Annotated in this window: 9 protein-coding genes and 3 pseudogenes; 5 read left to right on the forward strand and 7 right to left on the reverse strand. The window is 62.3% G+C overall.

Annotated elements, in window-relative coordinates; translation table 11 throughout:
• Positions 1 to 518 (forward strand): helix-turn-helix transcriptional regulator (locus P0D89_RS10170; protein ID WP_408376507.1); only part of this gene is annotated, 518 nt, incomplete at its 5' end.
• A 243-nt stretch (positions 519 to 761) separates the two neighbouring features.
• Positions 762 to 1706, forward strand: a complete 945-nt coding sequence (locus tag P0D89_RS10175) for a hypothetical protein (RefSeq protein WP_408356453.1) — start codon at positions 762 to 764, stop codon at positions 1704 to 1706.
• 153 nt (positions 1707 to 1859) lie between these two features.
• Here P0D89_RS10175 and P0D89_RS10180 read toward each other — a convergent pair whose 3' ends face one another.
• From P0D89_RS10180 to catA, 5 genes and pseudogenes are all read right to left on the reverse strand, one after another.
• Positions 1860 to 2645, reverse strand: a complete 786-nt coding sequence (locus P0D89_RS10180; RefSeq protein ID WP_408356451.1) for a 1,6-dihydroxycyclohexa-2,4-diene-1-carboxylate dehydrogenase — start codon at positions 2643 to 2645, stop codon at positions 1860 to 1862.
• Entirely contained in the window at positions 2642 to 3661 is a 1020-nt protein-coding gene (benC, locus tag P0D89_RS10185) for a benzoate 1,2-dioxygenase electron transfer component BenC (RefSeq protein WP_408356449.1), read from the reverse strand. The genes P0D89_RS10180 and benC overlap by 4 nt, the downstream gene beginning before the upstream one ends.
• 23 nt (positions 3662 to 3684) lie before the next feature.
• Positions 3685 to 4175, reverse strand: a pseudogene (benB, locus tag P0D89_RS10190) (benzoate 1,2-dioxygenase small subunit).
• Positions 4172 to 5497, reverse strand: coding sequence for a benzoate 1,2-dioxygenase large subunit (benA, locus tag P0D89_RS10195; RefSeq protein ID WP_408356447.1), 1326 nt, complete (start codon positions 5495 to 5497; stop codon positions 4172 to 4174). Before benA ends, benB begins: the two are co-directional and overlap by 4 nt.
• Before the next feature lie 130 nt (positions 5498 to 5627).
• On the reverse strand, positions 5628 to 6548 hold the full coding sequence (gene catA / locus P0D89_RS10200; RefSeq protein ID WP_408356445.1) for a catechol 1,2-dioxygenase: 921 nt from the start codon (positions 6546 to 6548) through the stop codon (positions 5628 to 5630).
• A 214-nt stretch (positions 6549 to 6762) separates the two neighbouring features.
• On the opposite strand from catA, the pseudogene P0D89_RS10205 reads away from it, so the two are divergent.
• From P0D89_RS10205 to P0D89_RS10215, 3 genes and pseudogenes are all read left to right on the forward strand, one after another.
• A pseudogene (locus tag P0D89_RS10205) lies at positions 6763 to 7679 on the forward strand (LysR family transcriptional regulator).
• A gap of 421 nt (positions 7680 to 8100) precedes the next feature.
• Positions 8101 to 8940, forward strand: coding sequence for a metallophosphoesterase (locus tag P0D89_RS10210; RefSeq protein WP_408356443.1), 840 nt, complete (start codon positions 8101 to 8103; stop codon positions 8938 to 8940).
• A gap of 101 nt (positions 8941 to 9041) precedes the next feature.
• Positions 9042 to 9474, forward strand: a pseudogene (locus P0D89_RS10215) (PRC-barrel domain-containing protein).
• Between the two features lie 71 nt (positions 9475 to 9545).
• Here P0D89_RS10215 and P0D89_RS10220 read toward each other — a convergent pair.
• Together P0D89_RS10220 and P0D89_RS10225 are read right to left on the reverse strand one after the other, a co-directional pair.
• On the reverse strand, positions 9546 to 10505 hold the full coding sequence (locus P0D89_RS10220; protein ID WP_408356441.1) for a substrate-binding domain-containing protein: 960 nt from the start codon (positions 10503 to 10505) through the stop codon (positions 9546 to 9548).
• Positions 10506 to 10602: 97 nt separating this feature from the next.
• Positions 10603 to 11943, reverse strand: a complete 1341-nt coding sequence (locus P0D89_RS10225) for a leucine-rich repeat-containing protein kinase family protein (protein WP_408376508.1) — start codon at positions 11941 to 11943, stop codon at positions 10603 to 10605.
• Positions 11944 to 12068 lie beyond the last annotated feature (125 nt).

A 12068-nucleotide genomic window follows, 5' to 3' on the forward strand; every position in this document is an offset into this window, starting at 1 on the left:
CCTGGTTCAACGAACTGGAGCGCCTGACGACGACCCCGCGTAACGCCGCGCGCATCATGCGCGTCTTCAACGACATCGACGTGGTCGATCTGCTGCCCCAAGTGCAGTGCCCCACGCTCGTGCTGCATGCGAGCGGCGATGCACGCGTGCCGTTCGAGGAAAGCCGGCTGCTCGCCAGCCTGATCCCAGGCGCGCGCTTCGTGCCGCTCGAGAGCGAAAATCACCTGTTGCTCGAATCGGAGCCGGCGTGGCTGCACTTTCGCGACGAGTTGCGCGCATTCCTGCCGACTACGGAGCCCGCCGATCCGGCGTTCGCCACATTGACGCCACGCGAGCGCGACATCGTCGGCCTGATCGCGGGCGGCCGCGACAACGCACAGATCGCCGCGCGTCTCGGTCTGAGCGAAAAGACCGTGCGCAATCACATCACCAGCATTTTCTCGAAGCTCGAAGTCGAGAACCGCTCGCAGGCCATCGTACTGGCCCGCAAGGCCGGCTTCGACGCACCGACCGGCTGACGTCCGCGCGACGCGTGCCCGGCGCGTGTAATCGGGACACCTGTCCCACACAAACGCTACGAACCATGCCTGTCCCGGTGACGACCCGGGACTGGCGCCTCATGTCTGCGACGCGGTCGCCCCGGAGAATTCATTCTCGAACGGCGACGCAGCAAACCTTCCCGTGCCGCTCGATATCGGCGCCGCCCGGGCGCATGACAACCCAAACGCCTCCGCTCCCGGGAGGCAATCCGGAGACTCAACATGAATGCCGTCGTCAACGAAAACCCGTCTGTCCGTTACGCAAAATGTATCGAATTGTCGCGCCGTATCCGGTGGGATATCGACCGTGATGTGATTCGCGGCCGCCATCTCGATCCCGCGCACAAGTTCCTGCCGGACGGACTCACGCAAGTCGACCGTCTGCCCTTCCTGAACCCGGCGCAACGACTGCTGATGTCCCAGGTACAGGGACGCACGTACGCGAACATGTTCCGGCTGGTGGAGCGTTTCGTCGGCGCCAAGATGCTCGACGTGGGACGCGATCATGCCCTCGGCGATCAGACCGCGTTGGAAGCGGTGGTGCGCTTCACGGATGAAGAACTGAAGCATCAGGAACTATTCCGCCGTATCGAACTGCTGGCTGCGGATGCCATGCCCGCGGGTTATCGCTTCATGCCCGAGGCCGATCATGTTGCGTCGTTCGTGCTCGGAAAATCGACGTGGTCCGTGCTGGCGCTGACCTGTTGCATCGAGATCGTCACGCAGGTTCATTACCGGCAGAGTATCGAGCCCGACGCGGGCCTGTCGCCGCTCTTCAAGGATGTATTCCTGTTCCACTGGAAAGAGGAGTCGCAGCACGCAATCATCGACGAACTCGAATGGCTGCGGGACGACGCGCAACTAAGCGATGCTGCTCGCAATGCGGCAATCGGCGACCTGATCGAACTGGTAGGCGCAGTGGATGGGCTGCTGCAAATGCAGGCCGCGGCGGACGCCGAATACTTCGTCGCGCATGCGGGTCGCGACCTGAGCATGGCCGAACAGGCTGCGGTGGCTGCGGGTCTGCTCGATGCATACCGCTGGCAGTACATTGTGTCGGGCGTCACGCAGCCGCGCTTCTCGAAGCTGCTGGAGAGCCTGATTGTGCCTGCGCAGATGGAGCGCATCGGCCATGCGGTGGCACCGGTCATGCAGCGCGGCCAATGACGAAACGGCCATGTCTGCCTGATCTCACACGGATAGCCGGGACGTGATGTCCCGGTCTGCTCGAACTATCGCGAGGAAACCGATGGACGAAACACAGCCGTCGAACACGTTGATAACGCGCTGGAAGGACAGCGCGTCAGTGCAGTCAGGAAGCTATCCCTGATCGCCGCCACCAACCGGCAGCACAGTCCCCGTGATGTACGACGCGTCATCGGACGCGAGGAACAGGATCGCGCCGACCTGTTCGTCGATCGTGCCGTACCGATGCATCAGGCTCGATGCCATCGTCTGATCGACGATCCCCTGATACCACTGCGCTTCCTGCTCGCTTTGCGGCGCAGCGTTGCGGGGAACGCGGCGCGGCGGCGCTTCGGTGCCGCCGGTCGCAACCGCGTTCACGCGAATGCCGTCCTGCGCATGTTCGAACGCGAGACTTGCCGTCAGCGCATTCACTCCGCCCTTCGACGCGGCATACGGCACACGATAGATGCTACGTGTCGCAATCGACGACACGTTGACGATCGCGCCGCTTTTGCGGCTCAGCATCTCAGGCAAAACAGCGCGGCAACACCAGAGCGTCGGGAACAGCGAGCGCCGCACTTCGGCTTCGATCTGCTCCTGCGCATACTCCTGGAACGGTTTCGCCCAGATCGTGCCGCCGACGTTGTTGATGAGCACGTCGATCCGGCCGAACGCGTCGATTGCGAACTGCGTCATCGCACACGCGCCCGCATACGTTTCCAGATCTGCGATAAACGCACGCGCGTCGCCGCCGCTCAGCGCGATCTCTTCGGCTACCTCGTGCACGATCGGCGAACGGTCGACCAGCACCAGCAATGCGCCTTCGCGTGCCGCGCGCATCGCGACGCCACGCCCGATGCCCTGACCCGCGCCCGTGACGACGATCGCCTTGCCTTTGAATCGGTCAGTGTCAGTCATGCCACGTTACTCGCCGAGAATTTCTCATAGTAGAAATGCGCCGGTTCAATGCGAGTCTCGCGCAGCCAGCCTTGCACTGCTTCGACCATCGCCACCGGACCGCACAGGTAGACATCGACATTGCCGTCGTTCAGCCACTCCGCTTCAACGTGCCCGGTCACATAGCCTTTGCGCGGATGACCGCTAGCGGCATCGACCACGCAGGTCCGGTAGCTGAAGTCAGGCAGCACGCGCTGCGCTTCTTCGAGTTGCTCGATGGCGACCAGATCGATGTCGCTCGTCACGCCATACACGAGGCGCACGGGCTGGGTATTGCCGCTCGCCTTGAGCACGTCGAGCATCGAGAGAAACGGCGCGATGCCGGTTCCGCCCGCGAGGAACAACACAGGACGCTGCGGGTCGCGCAAATAGAAACTGCCATAAGGACCGGTAAAGCCAATGCGCTGACCCGGCTGCGCCTGCTCGCTCAGAAAGCCGCTCATCTTGCCGCTCGGCACGTTACGCACGACAAACGATGCGCGCGAAGCGCCCGGCGCCGAGCTGAACGAATACGAGCGCGTTTCGCCGCTGCCGGGAATCTCGACGTTCACATACTGCCCCGCGAGGAAGCCGGGCTTGTCCGAGCCTTCGATATCGATGGAAAAGTGAATGGTGGAGTCCGACAAACGTTCGATCGACGCCAGCGTACCCTCGTATCGCGACACCCCTGTCCGGCATGCGGCCGACGACGCCGGCACGCGAATCACACAATCCGAGCGCGGCCGCGTCTGGCATGCGAGAACATAGCCCTGTTTGGCTTCGTCCGCGGTCAGCGCGTCTTCGATATAACTCGACTCCGACAAATCGTAGTCACCCGACTCGCACAGTCCGCGACATGTGCCGCAAGCGCCGTCACGGCAATCGAGAGGAATGTTGATCTTCTGGCGATACGCCGCATCCGACAGCGTTTCGTTTTCGCGGCACGTAATAAAACGCGTCACGCCATCTTCGAACTGAAGTGCAATATTGTGTTCCATGACCTGCTCCTCAACCGCTGCGGCTAGATATGGTAGATATCGATGACCTGATTGATGTAGTCGTTCTTCAACACGACGTACTTGCTCAGGATCTGCGGACGCTCGCCGTTAAAGTCGATTACGTACCGCGACATGCCGAAGTAGCTGTAATTCGTCTTGTAGCGATGACTCAGCGTGTGCCAGTTGAAACGCACCGTGTACACGCCGTCCGCCGCGCTCTCCACTTCCACATTGCTGAGTTGTGACTCGTGCGGGTATCGGGCATCGTCGCGCTCGAACGCTCGGTCTTGATGCGGAATACGCGGTCTTCGAGTCCCTGGCGGTTCGGATAATAGATCAGAGATATCTCGCGTTGCGGATCGGTAATGAGCTTGTCCTCGTCATCCCACGACGGCATCCAGAACGGCGCGTCGGGGTGATAGCAGGTGAGCCATTCGTCCCATTGCTCATCGTCGAGCAGCCGGCATTCGCGATACAGGAACGCCTCGACATCGGTCAATGAAATCGTGCTCATGCGTGGCTCCCTTGCGCGGTGAGCGCCTTCTTCATCGTGTCGATCCAGTAACGGTGCTGCACGGGGTTGAGACCGATGCGGCGGGCGGCGTCGTCCGCGCCGTCGATCCAGTGCGTGGAACCGCGGCACATGTCGTTCCATTCGAGCGCCCGGCCGGCATAGCCCTGCTGACACGCGCGGAATTCTTCGAGGTCGTCCGGCGTCGCCATGCCGCTCACGTTGAAGAAGTCCTCGTACTGGCGGATGCGGCGTGCGCGCGCTTCATCGGATTCGCCTTTAGGCGCGATGCAGTAGATCGTCACTTCCGTCTTGTTGACCGACAGCGGACGCAGCACACGGATCTGCGAGCCGAACTGATCCATCAGATACACGTTGGGATAGAGGCACAGGTTGCGCGAGTTCTGGATCATCCAGTCCGCGCGCTCGGCGCCGCAACGCTCGGCGAACTCGTCGCGGCGGCTGAAGTTGGGACGGTCTTCGGGGTTCGCCCAGCGCGACCACAGCAGCATATGGCCGTGCTCGAATGCATAGAAGCCGCCGCCTTGACGTCCCCAACCACCCGCATCCATCGCGCGGATGTTGTCCTCACGGGCGTTTTCCTGCTGGCGATGACTGGTAGTCGCCGCGTAGTTCCAGTGCACCGCCGACACGTGATAACCGTCCGCGCCGTTCTCCGCCGTGAGCTTCCAGTTGCCTTCGTACGTATAGGTGGAAGAACCTCGCAACACTTCGAGGCCGTCTTCCGACTGATCGACGATCATGTCGATGATCCGGGCGGCTTCGCCGAGAAACTCTTCCAGCGACGGCACATCCGCATTCAGGCTGCCAAACAGGAAGCCGCGATAGCTGCCGAAGCGCGCGATCTTCTTCAGATCGTGCGAACCTTCCTTGTTGAAGCAGTCCGGATATCCCGCTCCTTCAGGGTCCTTCACCTTCAGCAGCTTGCCGCTGTTGTTGAAGGTCCAGCCGTGAAACGGGCACGTGTAGGTCGCTTTGTTGCCGCGCTTGTGCCGGCACAATACCGCGCCGCGATGGGTGCACGCGTTGACGAACGCGTTCAGTTCACCCTGCCGGTTGCGGGCGATCACGACCGGTTGCCGTCCCATGGTCGTGGTGTAGTAGTCGTTGTTATTCGGAATCTGGCTCTCGTGCGCGAGGTAGATCCAGTTGCCTTCGAAGATATGCTGCATTTCGAGTTCGAACAGGCGCTCGTCGGTAAACGCGCTGCGATGCAAGCGATAATCGCCGCGCTCGCGATCCTCGACGAGGAAATCGTCGATGTGCTTGAGTTGCGGCGTGTGATCCGGATAGATCGGAATCATGGTTGTCTCCTGATTCGGGCAGTCGTGCACGTGCGATGCACGCGCGCGTAGAACCGGCCCGCGGGCGGCGGGGCCAATATCTGTTGATGACGCTGGATGGTTGTGGACGCGGCGCGCGTCCCGAGCCGCGTTATGCCGCGGCGCGCAGGCGGTCGACGTCGACGTCGGGTGCGGCCGCGCTTTCGGCGTTCAGCCGGAAGTCGAAATCGATCGACGCAAACGGCTGATCGACGCCATGCTGTTTCAACTGCCCGGCCGATGTGATTCGCTCGACCTTAGGCACGAGTCCCTCGCGGCTGGCGAATGCGAAGTCGTCCCACAAGTACTCGTCGCCATCAATGTTGATTTGCGTCGTAAGCTTGCGATGAGCGGGCGCCGAGATGAAGAAGTGGATATGCGCCGGCCGTTGACCGTGACGACCGAGCTTGTCGAGCAGACGCTGCGTCGTGCCTTCCGGCGGACAGCCGTAGCCGACCGGCACGATGCTGCGGAACTGGTAGCGGCCGCTGCTATCGGTGATGATCGTGCGCCGCAGATTGAACGCCGACTGCGTCTTGTCGAAGAACGAATAGTTGCCGAGCACGTTCGCATGCCAGACTTCGACCTGCGCGCCAGGCAGCGGCCTGCCGTCGACATCGAACACGGTGCCCTGCATGAACAGCAGTTCGCCCTTGCCTTCGTCGCTGCCGTCGTCGAGCCGCGCGAACCCTTCGCTCTCCGGCGCGCCCGCCACGTACAACGGCCCTTCGATCGTGCGCGGCGTCGCGCCCGTCAGACCGGCTTTCGCGTCGGCCTCGTCCATTCGGATGTCGAGAAAGCGTTCGAGGCCGATGCCTGCTGCGAGCAGACCCAGTTCCTGGGTGGCGCCTGCCTCGGACAGGTATTCGATCCCTTTCCACACTTCGGACGGGCTCAGGTCGAGATCTTCGATTGCCTTGAACAGGTCGGTGGCGAGCCGCAGCACAACCTGCTGCACGCGGGGATCGGCTTCGCGTTTTGCGGTGTCGACGACGAACCCTTTCACGAGGGCTTCAATTTCTGCATGCTTCATTGTCTGCTCCTGAACTCTTCTTGATCTGGATCTCGTGCGCCCGTGCGGTCCGCGCAGTCTCCATGGGGAACGACGACGATTTGTTTTGCCGGGGCAGTCAATGCCTCGGAGGTATAATTTTTGTTGCCGTCTGCCGTAACTGAAGAATAGTTGGGGCCCGTTTGCGCCGTCCAACACTGATTTGGTATCGCGAGAATACTCAAAAGGTATTGCCATGGAGCTGCGCCACTTGCGCTATTTCGTCGCGGTGGCGGAGGAATGCAATTTCAGCAAGGCGGCAAAGCGGCTGCACATCGCCCAGCCGCCCCTCAGCCGCCAGATTCAGCAGCTTGAAGAGACGTTGGGGGTGCAGCTGTTCGAGCGCAATTCGCGGCCGTTGAAGTTGACCGAGACCGGTCGCTTTTTCTACTCGCACGCGGTTCAGTTGCTGGCGCAGACGGCCGAAGTCGAAGCGATGACGCGCCGGGTCGGCAAGATAGACCGCAGCCTGTCAGTCGGGTTCGTCGGCTCCACGCTGTACGGCATGCTGCCGAAAATCATCCGGCGCTTTCGCGATGAGAACAGCACGGTCGAACTGAGTCTGGTCGAGCTGTCGACCATGGATCAGATCAAGGCATTGAAGGAAGGCCGCATCGATGTCGGCTTCGGAAGGATTCGACTTGAAGACCCCAGCATCCGGCGCGTGGTGCTGCGCGAGGAGCGGATGATCGTTGCGCTGCCGCTCGGCCATCCGCTCATTGATGCGAAGCCCTGCTTTCTCTGCACGATCTGACGAGCGAAACGCTCATCATCTTCCCGAAGGCGCCGCGGCCAAGCTACGCGGACCAGGTGCTCGCGGCATTTCACGACCGTGCGCTCAAGCCGCATCGTCTGTATGAAACGCGCGAGCTGCAAATCGCGCTTGGGCTCGTCGCCGCGGGCGAAGGCATTTCCATCGTGCCGGCCAGCGTGTACGGACTTCAGCGCAGCGATATCGCGTACAAGGATCTCGACGATCAGAATCTCGTGCCGCCGATCATCATGAGCATGCGTATGCTCGACGAATCCGCGGACATCAAGCGGATGCTCGACCTGATCTATGCGCTCTACGAAGAAGAGCAGATGGAATTCCGTCCGCCGTCCCACGAGTAGCAAGTTGCAAACGGGTGTCGAACCACCACGTCGCCGTTGTTCATGGCTCGGTCGAGCGTGGCGCCTGCGTGCACTCAATGCGGTCAGCATAAGGCGCGCGCGTCGACGGCGCGTGACTTGTAACGGACGGTAAGAGCGTCTTTCAGAACTATCCGAGCAACGCGGCCGTGTGAACCCGCCAGCGCATGATGACGCGGGCCGCTGCGCGCCGAACCGCCGGACGTAGACCACCGAAGACTCGCCCGCGCAACACAACTCGTTACAAATCGACACTGCACGCGGTGGATTGGCGACCGACACTCCACCACGCGCCCGACCATGCCGTGGCGCTATCAATCAGAAGCTCGATCCGCAGAGCCTTTCAGAAGCTCGATCCGCAGAGCCTTTCGTCGTTCCTACGCTAACTTCCTGGCGGTAACACATGCAGCAGACCTTCTCACCTGTCCGGCGCTTCAAAAAGAACACCTACGGCCGTGACTTCGTCGTAGGCGACCTGCACGGCTGTTTCGCTCAACTGCGCAAAGAACTGGCGCTGCGCCAATACGACCCGGCGCGCGACCGACTCTTCGCCGTCGGCGATCTGGTGGACCGGGGCTTCGAATCGCCGGCCGTACTCGACGTAGTGCGGCAATTTCAGATTCACTCGGTACGCGGAAATCACGAGGACGTGATCGTGCGTTGGCATCGGCATGGCGGCAAGGCGTCGGCGGTTCGTTGCAACGGCGGCGAATGGCTGCTCGATATGACGGACGACGCGCAGGCAGTCGACGACATCGTGAACTACATGGCGGCGCTGCCCTTTGCGATCGAAATCGAAACAGACGATGGCCTCGTCGGCATTGTGCACGCCAACGTGCCGTTGCCATCCTGGTCGCAGATGGTCCGCGCGCTCGAACAGGAGAACCGTGACGGACCGATACGCCGCAAAGTGATCTGGGACCGCTCGCGCTGGAAAACGCGTCGAGCGACGGGATTGGCTTCTCTACGACGCTTCGCCGCGCAACTGTTCCCGCGCGTCGCGTCGGCGTGGCGTGAACCCGGCGGCCACGTCGACGGCGTGGCGGCTGTCGTCGTGGGACACACGCCCACCCGCGAACCCAGGGCTCGCGCCAACGTCATCAACGTCGATACCGGGCTGGTCTACGGCGGCAACCTGACGTTGCTGCGTCTCGACGAGATTCCCATGCTGCTCAACCGCAGCGCGCGAAAAGAGCCGGCGTTGGGCCGCTCGAAGCGATATCCCGCGGGCTCCGGGGTGTGAGCAAGCGCCGCTCGCAGTTCGGGCATGTCACGTGCTAACGAATCTCCTGCAAAGCGACAACTATTCGACCGTCAATCCGACAGTCAACCAGGAGCCCGATGATGAAAGCCAAAGCACTGATTTGCGCGAGCGCTCTCGCTGCCATCTGCGCGTCGCCAGGCGCGTTCGCCCAGGTCGCCGGACTGCAGCCGCTCGGCGGTACGGTCGAGCAGACCAATGCGCTGCTGAAGGGTTGGAGCGTGCGCCGCGCACTCGTCGACCAGCCGGTCTACAACGACCTCAACGACAAGGTCGGCAGCATCTATGACGTGATTATTTCGCCGGACCGCAAGGCGACGTATGCGGTGGTGTCGGTCGGCGGCTTCCTCGGCATGGGCAAGCACTATGTGTGCGATCCCGGTCGACCACTTCGAGATTCGTGACGGCAATCTGTTCCTCGCGGGCGCAACGAAGGAAGCGTTGAAGTCGGCGCCTGAATTCGAGTACAACAAACTCGAAAAGGCGACCAAGCCGCATAAGGTGAAGGCGGAGTAGACCCTCTCCGGCGACGGCTGCCTGTTTGCTGGAGCCGCCGCCGCTCGCAGCGGCACCATCAACGGCGGCATTCAACGATTCGTAGCCGTGACCAGTTGCAGCGGCGTTTCAATCACCTTCGACAACTCTCTCTGCTTTCTGTGTTCGGTCACCGCCTTCAACGCCACGTCGATTCCGAATACCGCTTGCCTGTCGGCGAACTGATTGATCGTCGCGAGCACGCGGCCGTCGGCGAGCAACGGCTTGATGGCTTCGATCGCGTTATATCCGGTGACATACACCTCGCCGCTGCGGCCCGCGTCGCGAATCGCATCGACTGCGCCCATCGCCATGTTGTCGTTGCCGCATAGCAGCGCGCGTATCTGCGGATGTTCGCTGAGCATCTTCGATGCAACGTCGCGCCCTTTGCCGTAATCCCAGTTGCCGGGCTCGATCGCGACGACCTTCACGCTGGCGGCGTCCATCGCATCTTCGCTGCCGGCCGTGCGTTGCCTTGCATTGCGATCCACCGGAATGCCTTCGATGACCCCCACCTCATCGCCCGGCTTGAGCTTCGCCGCAAGATAATTGCCGACCAGGGTCGCGCCCTTGCGATTGTCCGGTCCGACGAACGGCACGGAAATGCCGGCCGCTGCCTGGGCTGCATCGTCTAGCGGATTATCAATGGCGATCGTGATGATGCCGGCCTTGATCGCGCGCGCCACCACGGCAGTCAGCGCCTTCGAGTCGGTCGGCGCGATGACGATCGCATTCATCTGCCCCTCGATCATCTGCTCGACCATCTGGATTTGCGCGGCCGTGTCGGTCTCCCTGGCCGTTCCCCGAATCGTCAAGCCGAACTGCGACGCGTAGTGCTGCTGATAATTGCGCGCGGCGTTGACCATCGCCACCGTGAACGGATCGGCGAGCGACTTCAGCACCAGAGCGATCTTCAGCTTGCCGCTTTGCGCGTCGACGCGCGACGCACCGGCCAGGCCGGCCGCGGCCAGCGCGCCGGCAAACAGCATGCGGCGTCGCGGGTTCTGCGTCATCGGTTACCTCCTTTCCGGCCGGGCTCGTGAGAGGCCGCTCCACGATCGAATGAATGCGGATCGAGCCGCCGACCCCGCCAAGGTCCACGCGTCCCGTTCACCCATCGTCCTTCAGCGCGAGCAAACGGGCCGCGATTTCATCGAACAGCGGCCGGCTGTCGATATCTTCGTTCAGGCAATGGTCCTTCAACGCGATCAGGGTCGCCGCGATGGGCGCGCGTGCGTCGAGCACATCGCATCGCTCGATCAACTCTTCGAGCAGACAACCATACGCCCTGACTTCGAGGCGCTGCAGCGCGACGCCGGTATCGGGATCGTCGGCGGCATAGAACGATGCTGCGCCGAAATCACCCAACAGAGCATGTCCCTCGCCGCCATGCAGGATATTGTGCGCATACAGATCGCCATGCATGACGCCTCGCTGATGCAGATGGCTTGCCGCCGCTGCAATGCCGTGCGCGATACCCAATACTGAGCTTAGCTCGAAGCGCGTGCCGGCGTCGTAGATGTCGCGCGTGCACGATTCGAGGCTCGGCGGACCGGCGAGGTTCCTGAATTGCGGATCGATCAGTTCCATCACGAGACCGTGCGCGCCCGCCGGATGATCCTGCACTTTTCCCGTCACCGGGATCAGGTTCGCATGGTCGCCGCCCCGAATGCAAGCGGCCATTTCGCAGTCGGGCAAGCCGTCGCTGGTGACGGCGCCCTTGAACAGCTTGACGGCGACCGCGCGCGCCGCGCGCTCATGGCGCCCTATGAGTTGCGCACGATAGATGACGCCGGAAGCGCCTTCGCCCAATGCCTGTTCGAGCGTCAACTCATCCCAGCGAATGCCGTCAATCGGCGTATCGGTCAACGCGGCCGTCTCCAGCGCCTCGCTGAACGGGTTGCCGGCATACGCGAGCCATGAGAGCCGCGGCAGACGCAGCAGCCACGCCGGCAGTCCACTGAGGCGGTTCGCCGCGAGACGCAGCAGTTCGAGCCGCGAGCAGGCGGCCAGTTCGTCGGGCAGCGCACGCAGCCGGTTGCCCGCCAGCATCAGCTTCTGCAGTTGCGAGCAGCCGCCGATCTGCGCGGGCAGCGTCTCGATCTCGTTGTCGGTGAGGATCAGCCAACGCAGTTGCGGTGCGAGCGCGTGGCCGGACACCTTACGGATACGGTTCGCCTTGAAGCCGACCATACTCAATTGCGAACACTCGCCCAGCACGTCCGGCAACTCGGTGAACGGGTTGTTGGAAGCGAAGAGGGTCCGCAGTTTGCCCAGTCGCGGCAAATCGTCGGGGAGTGCCGTAAGCGCATTGGCCGAGAGGTCGAGTACTTCCAGCGTGTCGGCGAGATCGAAAATCTCGCGCGGAAATTCGCGCAGGCCGCAGGCCAGTTTGAGATGGCGCGAGCCCGTCAGTTGTCCGGCCCGCAGTTGTTCTATTGTCGTGGTCACAGTGGTGGAGAAGATGTCCGGCTAGCGGCGCGCGTCGTATCGAAGTCATCGATTCTACTGAGTCGCGGGCGAGATGCGAGCGCGCGGTTGTGCACGAAAGGAGCGATTTGGCTGCGGCGCTGTCC

This window comes from Paraburkholderia sp. RL18-085-BIA-A (assembly GCF_046027075.1).
Classification (GTDB): Bacteria; Pseudomonadota; Gammaproteobacteria; order Burkholderiales; family Burkholderiaceae; genus Paraburkholderia.

Excerpts from the sequence above, each read along its gene's own strand:
- P0D89_RS10175 (WP_408356453.1), top strand. The coding sequence starts at position 762 with ATGAATGCCGTCGTCAACGAAAACCCGTCTGTCCGTTACGCAAAATGT.
- P0D89_RS10180 (WP_408356451.1), bottom strand. The coding sequence starts at position 2,645 with ATGACTGACACTGACCGATTCAAAGGCAAGGCGATCGTCGTCACGGGC.
- benC (WP_408356449.1), bottom strand. The coding sequence starts at position 3,661 with ATGGAACACAATATTGCACTTCAGTTCGAAGATGGCGTGACGCGTTTT.
- benA (WP_408356447.1), bottom strand. The coding sequence starts at position 5,497 with ATGATTCCGATCTATCCGGATCACACGCCGCAACTCAAGCACATCGAC.
- catA (WP_408356445.1), bottom strand. The coding sequence starts at position 6,548 with ATGAAGCATGCAGAAATTGAAGCCCTCGTGAAAGGGTTCGTCGTCGAC.
- P0D89_RS10210 (WP_408356443.1), top strand. The coding sequence starts at position 8,101 with ATGCAGCAGACCTTCTCACCTGTCCGGCGCTTCAAAAAGAACACCTAC.
- P0D89_RS10220 (WP_408356441.1), bottom strand. The coding sequence starts at position 10,505 with ATGACGCAGAACCCGCGACGCCGCATGCTGTTTGCCGGCGCGCTGGCC.